At 37.8% G+C, this 23,832-nt stretch carries 24 protein-coding genes and 3 pseudogenes; 10 read left to right on the forward strand and 17 right to left on the reverse strand.

Translation table 11 applies throughout. From position 1 onward, the window contains the following. Position 1: 1 nt before the first annotated feature. Positions 2-964: a LacI family DNA-binding transcriptional regulator gene (locus SMA_RS08790; protein WP_014295221.1), complete on the forward strand. Its 963-nt coding sequence runs from the start codon at positions 2-4 to the stop codon at positions 962-964. A gap of 105 nt (positions 965-1,069) precedes the next feature. Here SMA_RS08790 and nusB read toward each other — a convergent pair whose 3' ends face one another. The 6 genes from nusB to uvrA form a co-directional block, all read right to left on the reverse strand. After that, positions 1,070-1,498, reverse strand: coding sequence for a transcription antitermination factor NusB (gene nusB, locus SMA_RS08795; RefSeq protein WP_014295222.1), 429 nt, complete (start codon positions 1,496-1,498; stop codon positions 1,070-1,072). Then, positions 1,491-1,880 carry an Asp23/Gls24 family envelope stress response protein gene (locus SMA_RS08800; protein ID WP_012962452.1) on the reverse strand — a complete coding sequence of 130 codons (390 nt, stop codon included), beginning with the start codon at positions 1,878-1,880 and terminating at the stop codon, positions 1,491-1,493. Before SMA_RS08800 ends, nusB begins: the two co-directional genes overlap by 8 nt. Before the next feature lie 78 nt (positions 1,881-1,958). Beyond that, the gene (gene efp, locus SMA_RS08805; protein WP_014295223.1) at positions 1,959-2,519 is read right to left on the reverse strand and encodes an elongation factor P; all 561 of its coding nucleotides are present in this window, start codon (positions 2,517-2,519) and stop codon (positions 1,959-1,961) included. Positions 2,520-2,643: 124 nt separating this feature from the next. Further along, positions 2,644-3,099 carry a deoxycytidylate deaminase gene (locus tag SMA_RS08810; RefSeq protein WP_014295224.1) on the reverse strand — a complete coding sequence of 152 codons (456 nt, stop codon included), beginning with the start codon at positions 3,097-3,099 and terminating at the stop codon, positions 2,644-2,646. Between the two features lie 21 nt (positions 3,100-3,120). Beyond that, positions 3,121-4,182 carry a M24 family metallopeptidase gene (locus SMA_RS08815; RefSeq protein ID WP_014295225.1) on the reverse strand — a complete coding sequence of 354 codons (1,062 nt, stop codon included), beginning with the start codon at positions 4,180-4,182 and terminating at the stop codon, positions 3,121-3,123. 158 nt (positions 4,183-4,340) lie between these two features. Next, a complete protein-coding gene (gene uvrA / locus SMA_RS08820) occupies positions 4,341-7,166 on the reverse strand; it encodes an excinuclease ABC subunit UvrA (RefSeq protein ID WP_014295226.1) in 2,826 nt (941 codons plus the stop codon). 318 nt (positions 7,167-7,484) lie between these two features. Between uvrA and SMA_RS08825 the strand changes: the two genes are divergently transcribed. After that, complete coding sequence (locus SMA_RS08825; protein ID WP_014295227.1) at positions 7,485-8,429, forward strand: magnesium transporter CorA family protein; 945 nt, start codon at positions 7,485-7,487, stop codon at positions 8,427-8,429. Positions 8,430-8,738: 309 nt separating this feature from the next. Continuing rightward, positions 8,739-9,395: a DUF1129 domain-containing protein gene (locus SMA_RS08830; RefSeq protein WP_014295228.1), complete on the forward strand. Its 657-nt coding sequence runs from the start codon at positions 8,739-8,741 to the stop codon at positions 9,393-9,395. Positions 9,396-9,440: 45 nt separating this feature from the next. Here SMA_RS08830 and SMA_RS12225 read toward each other — a convergent pair whose 3' ends face one another. From SMA_RS12225 to SMA_RS08865, 9 genes are all read right to left on the reverse strand, one after another. Then, a complete protein-coding gene (locus tag SMA_RS12225) occupies positions 9,441-9,713 on the reverse strand; it encodes a hypothetical protein (protein ID WP_265672754.1) in 273 nt (90 codons plus the stop codon). Beyond that, entirely contained in the window at positions 9,688-9,891 is a 204-nt protein-coding gene (locus tag SMA_RS12230) for a hypothetical protein (protein WP_318248486.1), read from the reverse strand. The genes SMA_RS12225 and SMA_RS12230 overlap by 26 nt, the downstream gene beginning before the upstream one ends. Position 9,892: 1 nt before the next feature. Then, complete coding sequence (locus SMA_RS08840; protein WP_014295229.1) at positions 9,893-10,102, reverse strand: helix-turn-helix domain-containing protein; 210 nt, start codon at positions 10,100-10,102, stop codon at positions 9,893-9,895. A gap of 2 nt (positions 10,103-10,104) precedes the next feature. Next, complete coding sequence (locus SMA_RS12235; RefSeq protein ID WP_223246318.1) at positions 10,105-10,302, reverse strand: hypothetical protein; 198 nt, start codon at positions 10,300-10,302, stop codon at positions 10,105-10,107. Positions 10,303-10,359: 57 nt separating this feature from the next. Then, positions 10,360-10,629 carry a hypothetical protein gene (locus SMA_RS12240; protein ID WP_318248487.1) on the reverse strand — a complete coding sequence of 90 codons (270 nt, stop codon included), beginning with the start codon at positions 10,627-10,629 and terminating at the stop codon, positions 10,360-10,362. Between the two features lie 92 nt (positions 10,630-10,721). Beyond that, on the reverse strand, positions 10,722-10,961 hold the full coding sequence (gene rpsR, locus SMA_RS08850) for a 30S ribosomal protein S18 (RefSeq protein ID WP_014295230.1): 240 nt from the start codon (positions 10,959-10,961) through the stop codon (positions 10,722-10,724). Positions 10,962-11,021: 60 nt separating this feature from the next. Then, entirely contained in the window at positions 11,022-11,522 is a 501-nt protein-coding gene (locus SMA_RS08855; RefSeq protein WP_014295231.1) for a single-stranded DNA-binding protein, read from the reverse strand. An 11-nt stretch (positions 11,523-11,533) separates the two neighbouring features. Beyond that, a complete protein-coding gene (gene rpsF / locus SMA_RS08860) occupies positions 11,534-11,824 on the reverse strand; it encodes a 30S ribosomal protein S6 (protein ID WP_009854900.1) in 291 nt (96 codons plus the stop codon). 224 nt (positions 11,825-12,048) lie between these two features. Further along, positions 12,049-12,213 (reverse strand): hypothetical protein, encoded by a 165-nt coding sequence (locus SMA_RS08865; RefSeq protein ID WP_014295232.1) that lies wholly within the window; start codon positions 12,211-12,213, stop codon positions 12,049-12,051. A gap of 426 nt (positions 12,214-12,639) precedes the next feature. Between SMA_RS08865 and SMA_RS08875 the strand changes: the two are divergent. Then, positions 12,640-13,750 (forward strand): annotated as a pseudogene (locus SMA_RS08875) (IS3 family transposase). 255 nt (positions 13,751-14,005) lie between these two features. Here SMA_RS08875 and SMA_RS08880 read toward each other — a convergent pair. Further along, the gene (locus SMA_RS08880; protein ID WP_014295234.1) at positions 14,006-15,007 is read right to left on the reverse strand and encodes a glycosyltransferase; all 1,002 of its coding nucleotides are present in this window, start codon (positions 15,005-15,007) and stop codon (positions 14,006-14,008) included. A gap of 327 nt (positions 15,008-15,334) precedes the next feature. Between SMA_RS08880 and SMA_RS08885 the strand changes: the two genes are divergently transcribed. The 4 genes from SMA_RS08885 to SMA_RS08900 all read left to right on the forward strand — a co-directional run bounded on the left by SMA_RS08885 (position 15,335) and on the right by SMA_RS08900 (position 19,268). Then, positions 15,335-16,015, forward strand: a complete 681-nt coding sequence (locus tag SMA_RS08885; RefSeq protein ID WP_014295235.1) for an IS6 family transposase — start codon at positions 15,335-15,337, stop codon at positions 16,013-16,015. 358 nt (positions 16,016-16,373) lie between these two features. Next, the gene (locus tag SMA_RS11570; protein WP_039671202.1) at positions 16,374-16,556 is read left to right on the forward strand and encodes a hypothetical protein; all 183 of its coding nucleotides are present in this window, start codon (positions 16,374-16,376) and stop codon (positions 16,554-16,556) included. Between the two features lie 1,086 nt (positions 16,557-17,642). Next, a complete protein-coding gene (gene mutY / locus SMA_RS08895; protein WP_014295236.1) occupies positions 17,643-18,797 on the forward strand; it encodes an A/G-specific adenine glycosylase in 1,155 nt (384 codons plus the stop codon). 228 nt (positions 18,798-19,025) lie between these two features. Further along, entirely contained in the window at positions 19,026-19,268 is a 243-nt protein-coding gene (locus SMA_RS08900) for a GFA family protein (RefSeq protein ID WP_014295237.1), read from the forward strand. 44 nt (positions 19,269-19,312) lie between these two features. On the opposite strand, the pseudogene SMA_RS08905 reads toward SMA_RS08900, so the two are convergent. Next, positions 19,313-20,520, reverse strand: a pseudogene (locus tag SMA_RS08905) (L-lactate MFS transporter). A 234-nt stretch (positions 20,521-20,754) separates the two neighbouring features. Between SMA_RS08905 and SMA_RS08910 the strand changes: the two are divergent. Then, positions 20,755-21,374: pseudogene (locus SMA_RS08910) on the forward strand (NADPH-dependent FMN reductase). A gap of 13 nt (positions 21,375-21,387) precedes the next feature. Next, positions 21,388-23,802: a flavocytochrome c gene (locus tag SMA_RS08915; RefSeq protein WP_014295239.1), complete on the forward strand. Its 2,415-nt coding sequence runs from the start codon at positions 21,388-21,390 to the stop codon at positions 23,800-23,802. The last annotated feature ends 30 nt before the right edge of the window (positions 23,803-23,832 follow it).

Below are 23,832 nucleotides of genomic sequence, written 5' to 3' on the forward strand. Positions count from 1 at the left end.
TATGGTAGCAAAACTAACAGATGTCGCTGAATTAGCTGGTGTTAGCCCAACAACCGTTTCACGCGTTATTAATAATAAAGGCTATTTGTCAGAAAAGACAAAACAAAAAGTCCAAGAGGCTATGAAAACGCTAGGTTATAAACCTAACAATCTGGCTCGTGGACTTCAAGGAAAATCTGCTCAGCTTATTGGACTTATTTTCCCAAATATTAGCAATATCTTCTATTCTGAACTTATCGAATATCTTGAAATCGAATTATTCAAGCATGGTTACAAAGCTATCATTTGCAACAATCAAAACGACCCTGCCAAGGAACGTGAATACCTTGAAATGCTCGAAGCTAACCAAGTTGACGGTATCATCTCTTCTAGCCATAACCTCGGTATTGATGATTATGAACACGTTGGTGCACCCATTATCACTTTTGATAGAAATTTAGCTCCTAATGCCCCAATTATTTCTTCTGATAACTTCGAAGGTGGAAAATTAGCTGCTAGAACACTCCAGAAAAATGGCTGTGAAAACATCATCATGATTACAGGGAATGACAACACCGATTCGCCGACGGGCCTACGTGCACTTGGTTTTTCTTTCCAAATTCCAGACGGCAAGATTTTCAAAGTTCCTAATAACTTATCGACAATTCGCCGTGAAATGGAAATCAAGTCAATCATCGCAAGCAATAAACCTGACGGCATCTTTGTTTCAGATGACTTAACAGCTATTCTTACGATGAAAATCGCGCACCAGCTTGAGTTAAATATTCCTGAAGATTTGAAGATTATCGGTTATGATGGGACATCATTTATTGAGAATTTCTTCCCACAATTGACAACCATTCGACAACCAATTGATGAAATCGCAAGCCTAATCGTGGATGTTCTGTTAAAGAAAATCAAAGGCGAAAAGACAAGCAAAGATTACATTTTACCAATATCACTTCTACCTGGCGGAAGTATTTAAAGATAAAAGCACCAACTATCACAAAAATAGTTGGTGTTTTTCTATTTAGATAACCGACTGTTGCTACTTAAAAAGAGTGAAAGCTTATAACTTTCGCTCTTTTTATTATTCTACGACAAATTGGCTCAACAAGCCATTGACAAATTTTGCTGAAGTGTCATCTGAATACTTTTTAGCAATTTCGATGATTTCATTTACCGCTACACGTCCTGGAGTTTCTTCGAAATATTTGATTTCGTAAAGCCCCAAGCGAAGCAAGGTTCTGTCAGTTAGTGTCAAACGTTCTAATAACCAGCCTGACTTCAAATGTGTTTCAATTTGTTGGTCGATTTCAGATTGGAAATCTTGTACGCCTTTAACAAGATTTAAAAGAAAGACAGGAACATCAATAGTATCGTCTTCTTCGATTGTCTTGTCATAAGTGTAAGCAAATTGTACGGCTGCTAAATATTCTCCACCAAATTCTAGGCTAAAGAGCGCTTGGAAAGCACGTTCACGAAGGTCTCGTCTCGAATTTGTAAAATTATTAGTCATCCAAGAAATCCTCATCAAACAATGCTTTCAAATCTGGTTTTGGTGTTTTTTCAGGAACGATACCTTCAACGTGAATATTAACAGATGAAATCGTTACTTCTGCCATATCGTAAACAGCTGCTTTAACAGCTTGTTGGATTGCGATTGAGACAGCAGGAACATTAACACCGTATTGAAGATAAACGTAAATATCTGCATTAACTGTACCGTCTTCTTCTGTTTGAAGGTAAACACCTTTACCTAAAACTGTTTTGCTGAAACTGTCTGTCATAGCTTTATTACGAAGTGAATGAACGCCATCGACTTTTGTTGCAGCAATACCTGTGATAACTTCTAGTACTCGTGGTGAAATAACAATATCACCGATATTTTCAGTTGTCATAAGCATTCCTTTCTAACTTAAAATATAAGGATAAAAGCAAAGAGAGCGGTCCCCTCTCTACCCGCTCTACTAGCAAACTTAGGCACGTGATAGGTAAGTACCTTCTTGCGTATTAATCACCAATTTTTGACCGATTTCGATGAAGTCTGGTACGTTGACAACAAGACCTGTTTCAAGAGTTGCAGGTTTACCTGAACCAGTAACAGTAGCCCCTTTGATTGATGGTTGAGTGTCAGTAACTGTCAATTCAACTGTTGTAGGAACAGTCACACCGATAACTTCTGTACCGTAGAATTGGATTTTAACTTCAGAGTTTTCAAGGATGTAAAGCAATTCTTGTTCTATGTTAACAACTGGAATTTCATATTGTTCGTAGCTTTCAGTATCCATGAAGTATGCTGTGTCATCCATTTTGTAAAGGTATTGTGCAGCACGTGTTTCGATGATTGCTTGTTCAAATTTTTCTTCTGGACGATAAGTAGTGTCAAAAGTTGAACCAGTACGTACATCACGAAGTTTCATACGCATAACAGTGTTACCTTTACCTGGTTTGTGGTGACTTGCTTCGAGAACTTTGATGAGTTTTCCATCAGATGTTACGAAAGTCATACCTGCCCTAAGTTTACTTGCTTCAATCATTTATTAATTACCTCTTATAAATTATTTATCACTTCATTCTACCATAAAATACGCTATGGCTCAAATCTTTTATGATCTCATTATCGAATAAGACAGTGTTAGCGCTGTCTAAATCTTATTCTGCTTAGTCAGCCATACCAAGCCTTACTTCTGGAACGTCATGTTGAACATATTCAACACCTTTTTGTTCCATTAATTCGATAGCAAATGGATGCATTCGATAAGCAGTCTTATAAGTAATTTTTTTTATTCCTGCTTGAAGCAGCGCCTTGGTACAGTTGATACATGGAAAATGTGTGACGTAAATTTTTATACCTTTGGTTGAAATGCCTTCCTTAGCACACTGAATGAGTGCGTTCATTTCAGCATGAACGGTGCGGATACAATGTCCGTCCTCCATTTTATGCCCAACTTCATTACAATTGTCAGTTTCTGACACACCACCGTTGTAACCAGTTGCGATAATGCGATTATCTTTCACCAAAACAGCACCAACAAAAGCACGATCACAAGTCGAACGCTTAGAAATCAGCTCCGCATTTGCCATAAAATAATCTTCCCAAGAAAGTCTATCAGTCATCGTTTTCCTCCTTATCTAACTCTACAACACAATCAATTCTTTTGGTGCTAAGGTTAAGACTTCGCAGCCATTTTCTGTCACAACCAAGTCATCTTCGATACGGACACCGTATTTGTTATCAAGGTAAATTCCTGGTTCATCCGTAATCGTCATACCAACTTCAACCAACTCATCTGAATTGCCAAAGAACGGAATTTCATGAATATCAAGCCCAATACCGTGTCCAATACCGTGCGTGAATTGCTCAGCATATCCCGCTTTTGCAATCACATCACGCGCCAATTTATCGTAATCACGGCGTGTCATTCCTGCTTTGACCGAATCAATCACCGCTTGATTAGCACGTAAAACTACGTCATAAATTTCACGCTCCTCATCAGTCGTCTCACCGATATGAATAGTACGTGTCATATCGCTGACGTAATGGTTGTAGTAGCAACCAAAATCAAGTGTCAAAGTTTCACCAGATTGGATGACTTTCTCACTGGCTACGCCGTGAGGCATGGCAGAGCGGTAACCAGAAGCTGCAATGGTTTCAAAAGACACACCAGAGGCGCCATATTCTCGCATACGAAAATCAAGAAAATTAGCCACTTGCAGTTCAGTCGTCTGACCAGCTTTGATGAAATCAAGCACATCTGTAAATGCGCGGTCAGAAATCGAACAAGCCTTACGAATCGTCGCAATTTCAGAAGCATCTTTAATCATGCGCAATTTTTCCATAAAATTCGTCATAGCTACCAAATCATAACCTGCAAACACCCCCTGCAAAGTCTGATAATAAGCAAAAGATACTTGGCTATCAAAACCAATTTTCTTTAGATTATCCGCCTGAATCACCTTAACAATTTCTTGGAGAGCATCTCTACTTTCAATGATGTCAAATCCTTGAACAGACTGTTTAGCAATCAAGGTATAACGAGCATCCGTCACAAACAACCGACGACTTTTAGAAATAAAAACAGTTGCTGACGTTCCCCAGAACCCTGTCAAATAATAAATATTATTTTGACCAGTCACCAAAAACGCATCAACCTCTGATTGATTCAACTTAGCCTCAAATCTCTCAATCCTCGCTAACATACAACTCTCCTTAGTAGGTATTTTAAATTTATTATACCAAAAAAACACCAACACAATTGTATTCTACCGACTTTTTCCAAAAAAGCTTAAGTCATGAAGGAAAGTTGATGAAAAACACCCCGAAAACCAGATTTCAACTAGCTTTCGGAGTGTATTTTTTATTTCAATTTGTCTTTTAAATATTGTCCTGTGAAGGATTCTTTGACTTTGGCGACCTCTTCTGGTGTGCCTGTGGCAACGATTTGTCCACCACCGACACCGCCTTCTGGTCCAAGGTCGATAATGTGGTCAGCTGTCTTAATCACATCAAGATTGTGTTCAATGACAAGCACGGTGTTTCCATCGTCCACGAAGCGTTGAAGGACTTTAAGCAGACGAGCAATGTCATCTGTGTGAAGTCCTGTCGTTGGTTCATCAAGGATATAAAGGCTCTTACCGGTTGAGCGTTTGTGAAGTTCACTCGCCAATTTCATACGCTGTGCTTCACCACCAGACAGCGTTGTGGCTGGTTGTCCAAGAGTGACATAACCAAGTCCAACGTCTTTGATAGTTTGCAATTTGCGTGCGATTTTAGGGATTGGTGCAAAGAATTCAACTGCATCATTGACTGTCATATCAAGAATTTCAGCGATATTTTTGTCTTTGTAATGAACTTCAAGCGTTTCACTGTTATAACGTGTGCCATGACAAACCTCACAAGGTACGTAAACATCTGGCAAGAAGTGCATTTCAATCTTGATAATTCCGTCACCAGAGCAAGCCTCGCAACGTCCACCTTTGACGTTAAATGAGAAACGTCCTTTTTTGTATCCACGAATCTTAGCTTCATTGGTCTTAGCAAAAAGGTCACGAATATCATCAAAAACACCTGTGTAAGTTGCAGGATTTGAACGCGGCGTACGACCAATTGGGCTTTGGTCAATGTCAATCAAGCGTTCAATGTTTTCAATGCCCTCAAGTGCCTTGTGTTTACCAGGTTTGGCAGAATTGCGATTCAATTTTTGAGCAACAGCTTTTTTCAAAATACTGTTAACCAAGGTTGATTTTCCAGAACCCGAAACACCTGTCACCGCAATGAATTTACCAAGTGGGAAAGTCACATCAATATTTTGCAGGTTATTTTCAGAAGCACCTTTGACACCAAGCACGCGCCCATTTCCTTTACGACGTTCTAGTGGCACAGGAATTTCTTTTGCTCCAGACAAATACTGCCCTGTAATTGATTTTTTATTTTTGGCAACATCTTCTGGCGTTCCAGAGGCAACAATTTGCCCACCAAAATCACCTGCACCTGGTCCGACATCAATGAGCCAATCAGCTTGGCGCATGGTATCTTCATCGTGTTCAACGACAATCAAGGTGTTGCCCAAATCACGCATTTTTTTCAAGCTGGAAATCAACCGGTCATTGTCACGTTGATGAAGCCCAATCGAAGGTTCATCCAAAATATAAAGGACACCTGATAGGTTTGAACCAATTTGCGTTGCCAAGCGAATACGCTGACTTTCACCACCAGATAAAGTCCCCGCAGAACGCGACAAGGTCAAATAATTCAAGCCAACATTATTTAAGAAGGTCAGACGGTCTTTGATTTCCTTAACAATCGGCGTTGCAATCGTCTTTTCATTTTCAGAGAGTTCGAGGTGAGTTAAAAGTTCCAAGTGGTCAGCAACTGACAAATCAGACACTTGCCCAATATTTAAGCCATTTTCGCCACCAACACGAACACAAAGTGCTTGATTATTTAAACGATAACCATGACAAGTTGCACATGGCAATTCATTCATGTAACCACGCATAACATTACGTGTAAAGTCACTATTTGTTTCATGATAACGACGGTCAATATTATTGACGACTCCCTCAAACGGAAGGTCGATATTACGTTCACCACCAAAGTCATTGATATAGTGGAAATGGAATTCACGCTCGCCTGAGCCATACAAGACCAAGTTTTGTTCTTCTTCTGTCAAATTTTCAAATGGTGTATCCATATCAATACCAAAAGAAGTCATGGCTTGTTCTAGCATGGCTGGGTAATAGTTAGATGAGATTGGATTCCACGGTGCTAAAGCCCCTTCACGAAGAGTTTTACTACGATCAGGAATCACCAAATCCAAATCGACTTCCAATTTGCTTCCCAAGCCATCACAGGTTGGGCATGAACCAAACGGTGCATTAAATGAAAAAAGACGTGGTTCCAATTCGGGAACGGTAAAACCACAAACAGGACATGAATAATGCTCTGAAAAGAGCAATTCAATACCATCCATAGTATCAATAATCACATAACCATCAGCCAATCGAAGCGCAGCTTCCACTGAATCAAACAAGCGCGAACGGATACCGTCTTTATTAATCAAACGGTCAACAACGATTTCGATATTGTGCATTTTGCTCTTAGATAACTCAGGAACTTCTGAAATGTCGAAAATCTCGCCATCCACGCGTACACGCACATAACCATCTTTTTGAATACGGTCAAAAATCGTCTTGTGTTGTCCTTTTTTACGACGCACAACTGGTGCTAAAATCTGCATTCGCGTCCGTTCTGGCAATTCCAAAACTTGGTCAACAATTTGCTCAACAGACGATGCCGTAATGGCACCATGCCCATTGATACAGTATGGCGTACCCACACGAGCATACAAAAGGCGCAGATAATCATTGATTTCTGTCGTTGTCCCTACAGTAGAGCGAGGGTTTTTACTAGTTGTTTTTTGGTCAATGGAAATCGCTGGACTAAGACCCTCAATCGAATCCACATCAGGTTTTTCCATATTTCCAAGAAACATGCGGGCATAAGCTGACAAGCTTTCTACATAACGACGTTGCCCTTCTGCATAAATCGTATCAAATGCTAAACTTGACTTTCCCGAACCAGACAAACCAGTCACAACAACTAACTTATCCCGCGGAATTTCAACATTGACATTTTTTAAATTGTGGGCACGTGCCCCACGAATAATTAATTTATCTTGCATAATCTATTCATCAGCAAAATGAATAACCTATCTTGATGATCCTTCATCCGATAGATTCACTTTTTACCAATGTCCTAGTCCTTTCTTCATAGCTACTTCTAAGATTCTTACCTTATTATAACAAATTTTCTACTATTATTTATCCCAAAAAACTGCTAATTGTAGTATAATAGATTGGTATGTAAGATTTTGTCCTCTTGAAAATATCAAACTAAGGATTTTAATATGACATACAGCAAAAATGAATAGAACAAAATCCAATGTTCTACGCTAAACTAACTAGATTTTGTATCTTAGAGTAAAAGGAGGGTTGTTTTTATGGAACAAATGTTTCTATCAACAGCGTTAGAATTTAAAGAAATCAATACATTCCAGCCCGGCGCTTGGATTAATTTGGTCAACCCCTCCCAGGAAGAAATTGTCAAATTATCTGAGCAATTCAATATTGATATTACAGACCTTCGTGCACCACTCGACCTTGAAGAAACATCACGTATTGCTGTTGAAGATGATTATACATTGATTATCGTCGATGTGCCAACCTATGAAGAACGTAATAACAAAAGTTACTATGTCACTATTCCGCTCGGTATTATCGTGACAGATAACGCTGTTATCACAACGTGTTTGCAAGAATTGACGCTTTTTGATAACTTTTTCAATCGTCGTGTGAAAAACTTTTACACATTCATGAAAACACGTTTTGTATTCCAATTGCTTTATCGTAATGCAGAGCTATTCCTAACAGCCCTTCGTTCTATCGACCGTCAAAGCGACCGAATCGAAGCTGAATTGGAAAACGCCACACGTAATGAGCAATTGATTGACATGATGGAGTTGGAAAAATCTATCGTCTATTTGAAAGCCTCATTGAAATTCAACGAACGTATTGTTAAAAAACTTTCGAGTAGTACCAGTTCTTTGAAAAAATATACCAAAGATGAAGATTTGCTTGAAGATACCCTGATTGAAACGCAACAGGCGATTGAGATGGCTGGCATTTATGAAAATGTCTTGAACGCCATGACAGAAGCAACTGCTTCAATTATCAACAACAATCAGAATACCATCATGAAAACCTTGGCATTAATGACCATGGCTTTGGATATTCCAACCGTTATCTTCTCAGCTTATGGCATGAACTTTCAAAATAACTGGTTACCACTAAATGGTCTACCATACGCCTTTTGGTACATTGTCTTTATCGCCGCTGCTATGAGCGCCATCGTTGTTATCTATTTCTTTAGAAAGAAATGGTTTTAACAGAGTACGTTTTAAGGTAGCTAAAGCTACTCTTAAAACGACGGGAAGTCTTATATGACTTTCCTAACTCTCTTACTAGTTCGAAAAGTGATTATTATCAAGCCAATGTTTTTGCGTTATGATATTTGATATGTCGGGCTATGTTGAGTAACGAAAGTTTGATATTTTATCGGCAGCGTATTTATGGTGGTTATTAATTAGAGGAAGTAACTGTTTTATTTTCTCTCACTAGTAATTCATCTTAATCATGGGCTTTACTGGATGTTCTTAGCAACACTTCTATTTCACAAAAACAGGAGACTATATATTATGGATTTAACTAATCTTACTAAAAAGAATCAAGAATTTATTCACATTGCTACTAATCAATTGATTCAAGATGGCAAATCTGATGTTGAAATCAAAGCGATTTTAGAAGAAGTTTTACCAACAATCGTTGAAAATCAGAAAAAAGGTTTGACTGCGCGCGCTCTTTTCGGAGCACCTACCGTTTGGGCTGCTTCATTTACTGAAAAAGCTTCAGACAAGAAAGCTGAGCAAACTGCCAAAAATGATAATCCTTGGTTAATGTGGCTCGATACATCACTTCTTTTCATTGGTGTTGTTGCTCTTCTTAATGCTGTCATTGGTTTCTTCAATTCAACGACAACAAGTTCTGGCTTGCTTTCATTGCTTGCCCTTGGTTTTGGTGGTGGTGCTGCTATGTATGCCACTTATCACTTCATCTATCGCCATTCTGGTAAACCAAAAAGCAAACGTCCAGGTTGGGCTAAAACTATCTTGGTGCTCGTTTTAGCAATGCTTGGTTGGGTTCTCCTTTACACTGCAACAGCATTCTTGCCAGCAGTTATCAACCCACAATTACCAGCCATCGTTATGTTAATAATTGGTGCAGCTGCACTTCTCGGACGTTATTTCCTTCAAAAGAAATATAATATCCTTAATGCCATGTCACCACAACAATAATTTTTAAACATTAAAAGTCCTGCTAGGTAACCTAGCAGGACTTTTTTAGGTATTACGCAATGCCACGATAATTTTCTTTGACCAATCTGATGTAATTTTCACCTTATCAATATCTGTCACATCAATTTTCTTAACCGAAAAATACGTCTTATTGTTATACCTAAGGTTAAAATCATCGTCACTATTTTCTTTAACAGCCGTAAATGGAACGTCATTTAAAGCAAAATAGACTTGCAGAAGATAACTTCTGCAAGTCCTCTTTGGTAGCCATGATATAAAGAGCACCTGAAAACTATGCTGATAATTGTTGTTCCTCATCGCTCTCAACTGAAATAATATCCACAATATTCATTTCTGACAATTCTGCTGAATAATCTTTGTTAATCTCCGTTTGAATGTCTTGCGACACATCAGTTAATTCTGAATCAACACCACATCCCGCCAAAATAGTTAGCAACAGCGCTAACAGTCCTAGCAAAAATTTTCTCTTTTTCATCTTAGTCTCTCCTATATTTTAAAATATCTCCTGGTTGACAGTCTAATTCGCGGCAAATATTCATCAACGTATTAAACCTAACACCTTTTGCCTTTCCAGTCTTTAAAATCGATAAATTCGCCTCAGTTATCCCAACTTTTTCAGCCAATTCTTTGGAGGTTATATTTCTCAACTTGAGCATTTTATCCAAATGTACTTGTATTTCTTCCATAGCTAAATAATCTCATCGTAATCTTTTTGAAGTTGAACGCCGTGTTTTATCACAAGGATACCAATATAATTGACAACAAGTAATACAATGTTGAACCAATAATCTTTTAATGATAGCTCAAATAAATCACTAACATGTTCAAGATTCAAAAAATTAAAAATAAGGTTAACAGCCAACTGAATACCTGTCGCAATCAGCAAGCAACGCAATATTTTAGAAAGATAAGTGATATTTCCAGAATTGAAATAGAAGTCTTTCTAAAAATTCATTAGTAGTTTGTCTAACACTCGCATAATCATAACGACCATATAAAAAATAGCAGCCGCTAATAGCAATATAAGCATCGGAAACCAAATCGGTACCTGAGCAATTTGAGAGCCATACTCTAGTGTCAACATTCCATTTTGACTCCAGCCGTCAAGAACAGCACCTAGAATACCTAAAAACATGACAATAATTCCAATAATTACTAAATAGCGTATGATTTTGATAACTTCCCTACTAACCTTAAAAACAATCTGTTTCATTTTACACCTCGATTATTGTTTTACTCTGTAAAGCATTTGCATACACAAAAAAGACCCCTTGCGGAGTCATTTTTCTTATTTAAAGTAACGAATTAGTCTTCGTTTACGAATGGCATAAGAGCCATAACGCGAGCGCGTTTGATAGCTTTTGTTACTTTACGTTGGTTTTTAGCTGAAGTTCCAGTTACGCGACGTGGAAGAATTTTACCACGTTCTGAAACGAAACGGCTAAGAAGCTCAGTATCTTTGTAATCAACATATTCAATTTTGTTAGCTGCGATGTAATCAACTTTTTTACGGCGTTTGAATCCGCCACGACGTTGTTGAGCCATGTTTTATTCTCCTTTATATTATTATTATTTCAAGTTTTTCACTTGAGTTGTCCATATCCATTAGAATGGAAGATCGTCATCTGAAATGTCCATTGGATTTGAATTGCCAAATGGGCTTTCATCACGACCAAAGTTAGGTGTTTGTGATTGTGAAGATTGCGATGAGAATCCACCACCGTTTGATGAGCCACCAAATGATGAATTGTTATTGTTGAATCCACCTGATTGACCTTCACGTGTAGCACGGCTTTCCAAGATTTGGAAATCATCTGCAACAATCTCTGTTACATAAACACGTTGACCTTGTTGATTTTCATAATTACGAGTCTGGATACGACCTGTAACACCAATCAATGTGCCTTTTTTAGCCCAGTTAGACAGATTTTCTGCCTGTTGGCGCCAAATCACACAGTTAATAAAATCAGCTTCACGTTCACCATTTTGATTTTTAAAGTTGCGGTTTACAGCAAGTGTAAATGTGGCAACGGCTTGATTAGATGGTGTGTAACGGAGTTCTGCATCACGGGTCATGCGACCGACAAGTACTACATTATTAATCATAAAGCACCTTCTTACGCGTCAAGTTTAACGATCATATGACGAAGAATGTCACCGTTGATTTTTGAAAGACGGTCAAACTCGTTAAGAGCTGTTGCATCTTCTGCTTCAACGTTGATAACGTGGTAAAGTCCTTCACGGAAATCTTGGATTTCGTATGCAAGACGGCGTTTTTCCCAATCTTTTGATTCAACAACAGTTGCACCGTTGTCTGTCAAGATAGAGTCAAAGCGTGCTACCAAAGCGTTTTTAGCTTCTTCTTCAATGTTTGGACGAATGATATAAAGAATTTCGTATTTAGCCATTGATATTTTTCCTCCTTTTGGTCTAATGACCCGTGACCCTCGTCACGAGTAAGTGAGGGATACTCACAATGAATTATTATACTATATGTAGGGCGAATACGCAAGAGATTTATGTATTACAGAAAGATTTCATTTGTCCATTGTGAGCATTGTTAAAATGATATTATCTACTATTAAACAAGACAATAAAAAAGCACAGACGTGCTTTCTATATAAATATTAAATTAAAATTCACCTTTATTAGAGACAGGGAGATTCGTTTCATATAGCTCCGTTGCAAACTCTAAGCCTTTTCTAAAATTATCCGCTTCTTCGCGGGCTTCAAACATTTTCTGTGCTTGTACATATTGTTGACCACTACGCCAATACGTTTTCCGAACAACCCACATATCCCTACCTCGCTTTTCGCTAGTTTAAGATACATTATAGCATAAATTGTAACAAAATTTTGTCTTGTCTTGAATTTTTAATATAACATTCAAATTGTTTTAATATATTTTTTGAGTGTTATAACACGAAAATCAATTAATTTCCTGCTAAACTAATATTTTCTATCAAATACATCTTCTTACTCTAGAATAACTATATTGAAAGTCGTCTTAAACTAAAAGAGTCAATTATAAAAATAATAGTTTCTTAGTTTTATCATCATTAAAGTTATAATAACAGTTAGACCTGAATCTACTAAAAAAATCAACAAGTGAACTAAAAAATAGTATATCGTTAAAGACTTCAAATTTTCCATAAAATACTAAAATGATGTTATCCTTAAATCTTAGAGTCATTATTGTATAATTTAGACAAAGGACGAAAACATGCAAAAACGATACTCAAAAGAATTTAAAGAAACCCTTATTGACTTCTATCATTCTGGGCAATCCGTTACACAGCTTTCTAAAGAATACAGCGTGTCTCCTGCAACAATTTATAAATGGATCGACCTCTACTCTAAGTCTAATGAAAGCTCAGTTTCTAAAGCTGATTTTCTAGAATTAAAAAGACAACTAGCAAAAGTTAAGGAAGAACGAGACATCTTAAAAAAAGTATTGACCATATTCGCCGAGAAAAAGAAGTGAGTGCTGCGGATATGACTCAAACCATTAAAACTTTAGCACTCAATGTCAGGCTCAGCTGTCAACTTCTTGGTGTCTCTGAATCAAGTTATTATGAACGGATCAATCGACGTCGTTCCAAAACTCAATTACGGAGGCAACACTTGGCAATTAAGATTGTCCAACTTTTCAAGGCGAATCGGGGAATCTATGGGGCACCTAAGATTCAGCACCTCTTACTAAATCAAGGGGAAAAAGTAGGGTTAAACCTCGTACAAAAAATAATGAGACAACTTCAGATCAAGTCAGTCGTCGTTAAAAAATTTAAACCAGGACACTCCGTTAGGGATGGCATTAAAAGAAAGAACCTCATACAAAATGAGCCTACAAAGAAAAATAAGGTTTGGTCAACCGATATTACTTATATCCCTACTCAACAAGGCTGGGCTTATCTCTCAACCATTATGGATCGTTACACTAAAAAAGTCATTACTTGGGATTTAGACAAGCGAATGACTGTAGAATTAGTGCAAAGGACTTTGATTAAGGCATTGAAATCACAAAATTATCCAGAAGCTGTTATTCTTCATTCTGACCAAGGAAGTCAGTATACTAGTCATGAGTATGAAGAGACAATAAAAAATTCTGGACTCACCCACTCCTTCAGTCGTAAGGGTATCCTTATCATAATGCCAGTCTTGAATCTTGGCATGGACATTTAAAAAGAGAGTGGGTGTATCAATTTAGATATAAGAACTTTGAAGAAGCCTATCAGAGTATTTTCTGGTATATCGAAGCCTTTTATAATTCAAAACGAATCCATCAAAGTTTAGGGTATCTTACGCCTAATCAATTTGAAAAAGTAATCACTTAAAATAAAGATATTAAAATTATACGTTTTTGACTCTAATAAATTGACTTAACGTCACAAACTATTAATACTATTATATAAGGGTTGAAATCCTATCATTGCTGCGTTTACTGTTCATTTTAACAGAGCATTGGAGCTACTATTTTTGTCAAGCCCCCCTATACTAAAATTTTTAAAAAACATCATTTTTATACGCTTATGATATAGTTGCGCTCTTATTATAAAAATAGAGGGGGACGGGTCCTCAATCTACAGGTGTTAAAATTTTTTATTTAATTCGTACTCTATACTACTAATCAATTCTTTTGTATAATATCCTTCGCGCAATCTATGTTGTTGTATACGGACATTACTCTGTAATTGCCCATATTGAGATTTTGAAATGGCCATAATGCTATTATTGAGTTCTTCCAAAATGTCTAATGTTAATCCACATTTATTATTGTTTAACCATATGCCAACATTAGAATTAGTGTCGGCTATAGGAATAATTCCTGAAGCTAAATAAAGACTTAACTTATATTGCCAATTATATTTTTCATACGTTTTAAACTTGGTATTATCGATCCCATCTGAATCCCATAACAACCCATACCCAGTGTTTAATTTTGAAATAAGTGTGTCATTATCAAACTGCCCCATATATTCAAGATTGGTTGGAAGCGTAAAATCTAAGTTACTGCCAAAGATATGCATATATACGTCATTGATATTTTCTAAAAATCCAGCCTTAATAAAGGAAATATTACCAGCATAATTAACAGTATGTGAAAAAGTAGGATAATTGATTGGTGTATTAGTCAAAAAATCAAACGGATCGGTTTGAATAACTACAGGCACATTCAATCCATTATTGGTCAGTACCTCTCTTGCTAATTTACTAGGAAGAGTTATAACATCAAATTGATTTAATAATTCTATATCCCTCTCTAAAGTAGTATGTAGGCCTCTTAGACTGTTTAGGTCATGTACTATGGCTATAACAGAGCACTTATTCATATGTGCTTTCCTTATTAAGTCTACTTGAAAATCAGATGTAATATAAAGCGGATACTGAAAATAAATTACGGAATTTGGTTCTACAATATCCATTACCTTATTGTTAATATCAGGAAACTCTGTTAATTGAGAATTGAACATAGGATAATTAATTTTCTCAAATAATAATTTAGATGTCAGAATATCACTTATATCACGGCGTGGTTTTATTGAACCATCATATGAAGTACGTAATTTTGGTGTTAAAATATAATTTTTCATGAATATTTCTCCTACATTTAAGTTGAAAGAGAGAAACTAAGCTTTTTTAACGATGCTAGAGTATACTTAGTCGGCCTTCTTATAATCTGCATTTTTAGGATTATCATCATGTTGCATTTTAGTCATTATTAACTATCCTCCATGATCGATCTAGTACGTACATCCACCTCTTACTTGAATGTGGGTTATTAATTTAAAAGATTCTATCAACTAGATATGGGTATATGTAAGCAATTATATTATAACACATATAGGGTTCTGTTGCAAAGTTCCCCATAACTCCTGATTTATTGTAAAATGTAAGAAAACGAGAGTGAGGGTAGACAGATGGATCATTTCAAAGGGAAACAATTTCAAAAAGATGTGATTATTGTCGCTGTTGGTTACTACCTGCGTTACAATCTAAGCTATCGTGAAGTTCAAGAACTACTGTATGATCGTGGAATAAATGTTTGTCACACTACGATTTATCGCTGGGTGCAAGAGTACATCAAAGTCCTCTTTTATCTTTGGAAGAAGAAAAATAGACAATCCTTCTATTCATGGAAAATGGACGAAACCTATATCAAAATTAAGGGACGTTGGCATTATCTTTATCGTGCAATTGATGCGGACGGCTTAACCTTAGATATCTGGTTACGAAAGAAACGGGATACTCAAGCAGCCTATGCTTTCTTAAAACGACTTCATAAACAGTTTGGACAGCCTAGAGTCATCGTGACAGACAAAGCACCTTCTCTTGGCTCCGCCTTTAGAAAGTTACAGAGTGTGGGTTTATATACTAAGACAGAGCACCGAACTGTGAAGTATCTTAACAATTTAATAGAACAAGACCATCGACCTATTAAACGACGAAATAAATTTTATCAAAGTCTCCGTACAGCCTCTTCCACGATAAAGGGCATGGAGACCATTCGAGGAATATACAAAAAGAACCGAAGAAATGGAACACTCTTCGGCTTTTCGGTCTCTACTGAAATCAAGGTATTAATGGGAATAACAGCCTAAGATATTTGGAGTTCAGAGAGGGCGCGTTTGATTTTCAAACTTCGCAACAGAACCTATTCAAAGACGATTAGGTCATTCTGATGTCAAAACTACACTTAGCATTTATAGTCATTTATACCCAAACGCTGATGCTGAATTGACAGATAAACTCAATCTCATATCAAGTGATTTTATCGACTAAATCTCTTTGGCTACCAAATTAGCTACTAAAAAAGGAAATACACCTCAAAAGCCTCATTTTAAGGGCTTTTTTCCATATTTTCCCACTATTTCTAAAGGGGGGGCATTAAGTGAGTTACCGTGAAAAATTCATAAGCTCTGAACTTTTAGATACGGCGTTGGTAAATAGAGAACTAACATGATTAATCAGCACTCCAAAAATAAAAATACAGCGCATGAGGTCAACCTCATAAAGGTACCTCTTCTTTTTTTCGCTTCTGTTGGCAAAATGGCTGCTCCTTCTGTTAAATTTACTTGGCAACCATTATCCATCTTAAAACTTAATGCTATCTTAAGCACGGCAAAAGAAAAAAACGCTTAAACTATTAATTCTCACAAATTTTCCGTTAAAAATAAGCTAAAAAAAACAAAAAATCTGGAACACCTAAGTGTTCCAGACCCTTTTAAAAATATTGCGTATGTTGTACCAACATACCAATCTCATAAGGAGTTAGGCTGTTGGATTATTATCTCCATTTTTATAGCGACTTAAATTCATTTTCAGCATTGTACATACCTCCACGACTTTTTTTATCACTACTTTTTACATTGGTTTCACTCCTTTAGCTATTTTCTGCAACTAGCTAAAGTATCACAATTTTTATATCTTGCTACGTTCATAAGATACCTCCATTAATCTGAAAATACTCACATAACAACGATAATAATCACCTAATTTTTAATTTGTTTTTCTGTTTTTTGATTGATACAGCGATTGACTCGTCGCCATATCTGTTTAGAGTATCCATTTTTGTAACGGCCTACATTGATTGCTTTCATATCTATCACAACTTTCTTTAAAAGCTTTTTTAAACATGGAAGCAATATGATTAGAAGCCCTTTCGATTACTACTGTTACTAGCAACAAGATCAACCGGTAATATTTCTTGCACTAGCCATTTCTAACCGTTTACTTCCAATAATATTTTCTCACCTAAAATGTGACATCACTCCTTTATCGCTATTTTCTGCAACAAGTCGTTAGTCTCCATTTTTGTAACGACCTACATTAAACATCAACATAAGGGGTTCCTCCGATGTACTTTGTTACAAGTTTTGGTTTTCAAGGCTAAACAAGATGCTTAATCACCATCTTTATAGCGTCCTAAGTTAAAAGCTAACATAAGCGCCACCTCCGTAAAGTCAACTGTGCCTACTCACTCCGACTAGGAGACTAATCACCATTTTTGTACCGGGCGACATGTGGTTTCATCATAAGAACTGTTACCTCCTTACTTCGTTACTTTTGTCATCCTTCTTTACACTTTTATTATAGTGTAACCGCTTACTTTTGTCAATACCTAAATACTCATTTTTCTAAAAAATAGTCAAAAATCTCATTTTTGATGAAATAAAATAATAAGCGTTTTTGTTATTCAAAGAAATCATTCTTTGCTAAAATAGAGATATGATTAATTTTACTGATTATGGCATTGAGATGTGGGATGATGAGAAAATTGCTTCTTTTCGTCGCACGCTGCTTGCTTGGTATGACAATGAAAAGCGAGATTTGCCTTGGCGCAGAACCAAAAATCCTTATCACATTTGGGTGTCTGAAATCATGTTGCAACAAACACAAGTTGTTACTGTTATTCCCTACTATGAACGCTTTTTAGCTTGGTTTCCAACCGTTGACGATCTCGCCAAAGCTCCTGAAGAAAAATTACTTAAAGCGTGGGAAGGCTTAGGTTATTATTCACGCGTGCGCAATATGCAAAAAGCTGCGCAAGAAATCATGGACGATTTTAATGGCGAATTTCCTAGCACTTATGATGATATTCTCTCCTTAAAAGGAATTGGACCTTATACAGCTGGTGCGATTGCAAGCATTGCTTTTGACCTTCCCGAGCCAGCTGTGGACGGCAATGTCATGCGTGTTATGGCAAGGCTTTTTGAGGTCAATTATGATATTAGTGACCCTAAAAATCGCAAAATCTTTCAAGCTATTATGGAAGTTCTCATTGACCCTGAACGCCCTGGGGATTTCAATCAAGCACTTATGGATTTGGGCACAGATATTGACTCTGCTAAAAATCCTCGCCCAGATGAATCACCAATTCGCTTTTTCAGCGCAGCTTATTTACACGGCACTTATGACAAATACCCTATCAAATTGCCAAAGAAAAAGCCAAAACCGTTGCAAATTCAAGCTTTTGTCATTCGCAACAGCAAAGGTGATTTCTTATTAGAAAAGAATACAGACGGGCGATTGCTTGGTGGTTTTTGGTCATTTCCAATCATGGAAACTGATTTTATTGGGCAACAACTTGATTTATTTGAGACAAATAATGCCAAAAACACTCTCAAAACAACGTCGCAAAAAACGTTATTTAAGGAAGAATATAAACTAAACCCAACTTGGACAAATCAAACCTTCAATCACGTCAAGCATACCTTTAGCCACCAAAAATGGACAATCGAACTCATCGAAGGCTCAGTCAACTCAAATGAGTTTACCAAAGATAGGGAACTCCGCTGGGTCGCACAAGACCAACTTTCGACCTACCCCATGGCAACCCCACAAAAGAAAATGTTAAAAGAGTATCTGAAAATGGAGGGATAAAATGATCACGGGTTCATGTCTCTGTCACACTGTCACTTACCAAGCCCAAAAACTGTTAGGACCTATCGTGTTTTGTCACTGTTCGTAGCGTCGTAGCTGATTAGATTCTCTTCGTCCTTTGGACTGTGACAATCCTAATCATCCTGACGGGAGTACGTCAACGAAATCATAGATTTCTGAATTACCACCTGTCGAAAAGCTTCTTCTTCGGCTTTTTCGGTTAATCCTTTGGTCAACGTTGAAGATTTTCAAATCTTATCTGGTGCAGATGAGATTGTGACTTATGAATCCTCTAAAGGAAAATACCGCTATTATTGTAAGAATTGTCACAGCCAAATTTACCACATCAAAGATGATATGCCAGATAAACTTACTTTAAAACTGGGAACAATTGACCATTGCGAACAAGACTTGACCTTACTCGAACTCAAGCACATTCACAACAGCCAGAAATTCCCATGGCTTGAATGATTGAAATAAAATAAGGACTGGAATAAACCAATCCTTATTTTTATTTAAGCTTTTTGGCTAATTTTCCCGTATAGGAAATTGAGCAAGAGCCCTGCAAGTGCTAATATGATAGCAATGTAGAATGCAATTGAGAAGCTTCCATTATTTGCTACTGCTATATTTGAAGCGATACTTGGTGCAAAATAAGCTGCTACTGAATATCCTGTAAACACGATACCATAGTTTACACCTTGATTGGCGGGACCATAATTTTCCATAACAATTGACGGAAAAACTCCCATGACACCACCAAAACAAATGCCAAGCCCAATAATACCAACAGCAAAACCAGCTTATCCTGGAACAAATGCCAGAACCGCTAGCGCTAAGGTAATAACGGTGAAAATAATATAGAGGGTGTTTGAACGCCCAATCCTATCTGAAACAAGTTCCCCAGATAAAACGTCCACTCGAATTAGCAATTGAATAGAGTGATACGTAAAGAGCGGCGACCGTTGCCGAAAGCCCAAACATTGACGTGCCAATCGTACGAGCATTTGAAGCAATCATAAGTCCTGAAAAAGCTCCGACAAAAAACATCGCAATAACAACATAAAAAACTGGTGTCTTTAGAATGTCAATCCATGTTTTGTTGACCACATTTTGTGCTGACGAAGTCGGTGGATTCCAACCGTCAGGCTTATATCCTGCAGGTGCTTTTTGGACAACGACACTTGCCACAAGAACGATGACAATATAAGCTAGACCAATTGTCCGAAAGGCGTGCTGAGCATCATGAGATAAAATCAAACTATTAGCAATCGGTGAAGCAAAAACAGCCGCTAAACCCATACCGCCTGTTATTATCCCAGAAGCTAGGCCACGCTTATCTGGGAACAGTCGTAAGGTATTGGACAAGCAACCAGAATAAGCAAAACCTTGACCGAGCCCTGCAATCAAACCGTAGTTAATATACAACTGCGCTAAACTAGTTGCCGTACCCGTGAGATAAAAACCACTAGTAAAAAGAATTGCACCAATCGCAATTGACCACTTCACCCATCCTTTATCCGCAAAATATCCGCCTAAAATCATCGGAATCGGACCAATGGCTGAATTAATGGAAAAAAACTAACATGATTTGGGGCATTATCTAGCCTGTCTATTCACTCAAAGGCTGCGCAAAAGTTGAAAAAGCATAAACTGCACCTGTGCATAGTAAGATAGCAGTTGAGGCTGCCAGCACTAGCCAGCGATTTATTTTTTTATCCATAAGAGACCTCCTTTTGGATTACATTTGCCTTATTTTGACAAAGATAATAACAAAATCGCCTTAAAATATCAACGCTTACATTGTAAAAAACAATACTAAAATACTAAAAAATCAGAAAATTGTATTATAGCATTGAAAACTGATACTATCGTAGTCTGTCTATAAAAACGTTTACATTTTATTTAAAAAAGGAGTATGATATAGTTAATTATTTGTGTAAAAGAGGTAAACTATATGAAATTAGTTGCTATCGTTGGAACGAATTCAGATCGTTCTACCAACCGAAAATTATTAAAATTTATGGCGAAGCATTTTTCTGATTCAGCTGATATTGAAATCCTTGAAATCAAGAATTTGCCAGCTTTCAACGAACCAGAGGATAAGATGGCTCCCGCTCCTGTCGCTGATTTTTCTCAAAAAATCGCTAGCGCAGATGGTGTCATTATCGCAACTCCAGAATATGACCATACGATTCCTGCACCACTTGCTTCTGCTCTTGAATGGATTGCCTACACTAGCCGTGTGCTTATCAATAAACCAATCATGATTGTTGGGGCTTCTCTTGGTGCTCTCGGTACTTCACGCGCACAAGCTCATCTCCGTCAAATCCTTGATGCCCCTGAATTAAAAGCACGCATCATGCCAGGAACAGAATTTTTCCTCGGACATTCTGAACAAGTTTCGGACATTCTGAACAAGTTTTAGATAATGATTTTAATCTCAATAACCCTGAAAAAGTCGCCGAACTTGAAGATAATTTCAAAGAATTCCAATCATTTGTTGAGATTAGTAATCAAATCGCTAGCCAAGCAGACACAGACCGCAAAAGAGCATTTGCTTGGGAAGCCAAATAGGAGGTAACAAGTTATGAAATTAGTCGCTATTGTCGGAACTAACGCCAAAAAATCATATAATCGACTGCTATTACAATACATGGCAAGACATTTTGCCAAAAAAGCAGACATCGAGATTTTAGAAATCATAGATGTACCAATGTTCAATGAAACAGATGACCAGACAGAGTCAGCTATTATTCAAGAATTTAATAGCAAAATCACAGAAGCGGACGGTGTTATCATTGCCACACCTGAACACAACCACACGATTCCTTCAAGCTTAAATAGCCTTCTTGAGTGGCTTTCTTTCAACATTCATCCTTTAGCTGGCAAGCCAACCATGATTGTTGGAGCTTCTTATGACATTCAAGGCTCATCTCGTGCGCAATTGCATCTTCGCCAAATTTTGGATGCACCAGGTGTTAATGCTACTGTCATGCCAGGAAGTGAATTTTTACTAGGACGTGTCCAAACTGCTTTTGATGAAAATGGTGACCTTAAAGACCAAGGAACTATTGATTTTCTAGAATCATGTTTCTTCAGATTCCTTCGCTTTGCAACCATTGCCAATCAACTCAATGAACCAGAAGAAGTTCGTTTTGAACCTGGTACTTATCAAGTCACGACAGTTGGGCACAACGGAGATTTGCCAATGTCCGTAACCCTTTCAGAAGAACGTATTGAAGCGATTGACATTGATTCTTCTGGTGAAACAGGCGGAATTGCTGACGTTGTCTTTACTCGTATCCCAAGTGAAATTATTGAAGGACAAACTTTAAATGTTGATGCGGTATCAGGTGCTTCGGTAACATCAAATGGTGTTCTTGACGGAGTTGCTCGTGCTGTTCGACAAGCAGGTGCCAATCCAGATGCGCTCCGCTCACGTCCAAAAGCACCATCAGCGCTTGATAAAGAAGATAGAATTTACGATACCGAACTCGTCGTTGTCGGTGGCGGCGGAGCAGGGCTTGCTGCTGCAGCTCGTGCCCTTCAAGCTGGTAAAAAAGTGGTTGTCGTTGAAAAATTCCCATCTGTTGGTGGAAACACTGTTCGTGCCGGTGGACCAATGAATGCTCCTGACCCTGCTTGGCAAAATACATTTGCTGCTAACCCTGGTGAAGCTAATACGCTTCAAGAATTGCACGACATTGACGAAGCAACAATCGACCCTGAATTTATCGATGATTTCCGTGCTTTAAAAGTTGAAATCGAAGAATACCTCAAAGACTCCACTTATCTCTTTGATTCAAAATTACTCTACCGTATCCAAACTTATCTTGGCGGTAAACGAAAAGACCTTAAAGGCAATGAAATTCACGGAAATTATCAATTAATCAGCGTTTTAACCGAGCGCGCCCTCGAATCTGTCCACTGGCTGGAAAATATCGGTGTTGAATTTGTCCGTGACGAAGTCACCATGCCAGTTGGAGCTCTCTGGCGCCGCGGTCATAAACCAAAAGTTCCAATGGGCGTTGCCTTTATTTCTGTTTTGAAAGACTTTGTTTTAAAAAATGGTGGCATTATTTTAACAGATACACAAGTCAAAGAATTGCTTGTTACAGACGGTATTGTCACAGGTGTTAAGGGAACAGGACGCAATGGTCAAAGCATTACCGTAAATGGGAAAGCTGTCATTCTGACAACAGGTGGCTTTGGAGCAAATACTAAAATGCTCCAACAGTACAATACTTACTGGTCAAAAATTGATGACGACATTGCCACGTCTAATACCCCATCTGCCACTGGTGACGGCATTTTCCTTGGTCAATCCGTCGGTGCTGACTTGGTTGGAATGGGATTCAGCCAAATGATGCCCGTATCAGACCCAGTTACTGGTGCTCTCTTCTCAGGTCTCCAAGTCCCACCAGCTAACTTTATCATGGTCAATACCAAAGGAAAACGATTCGTTGACGAATACGGCAGCCGTGACCAATTGTCCCAAGCGGCAATTGATAACGGTGGACTTTTCTACTTGATTGCTGATGAAAATATCAAAGAAACAGCTTATAATACAAGCCAAGAAAAAATTGATGCTCAAGTAGAAGCTGGAACGCTTTTCCGCGCTGATACTTTGGAAGAATTAGCAGAGCAAATCAATATTGACCCAGCCGTTTTGATAGAAACAATCACCAATTACAATTCATACGTTGATGCTGGTCATGACCCCGAATTTGACAAAGGTGCCTTCGACCTCAAAGTCGAAAAAGCACCATTTTACGCGACACCACGCAAACCAGCCGTTCACCACACCATGGGTGGTTTGAAAATTGATACCAAAGCCCATGTTATTAACGAAAACGGGCAAACGATTAAAGGGCTCTTTGCAGCTGGCGAAGTAGCTGGCGGACTCCACGCTGGTAACCGCCTCGGTGGAAATTCGCTAACAGACATTTTCACATTCGGTCGCATCGCAACCAACACCGCTATCGCAGAATATCTGGGTTAAGTTAAAAACAAGGTGAGAATTTCTCATCTT

The organism is Streptococcus macedonicus ACA-DC 198, assembly GCA_000283635.1.
Lineage (GTDB): Bacteria > Bacillota > Bacilli > Lactobacillales > Streptococcaceae > Streptococcus > Streptococcus macedonicus.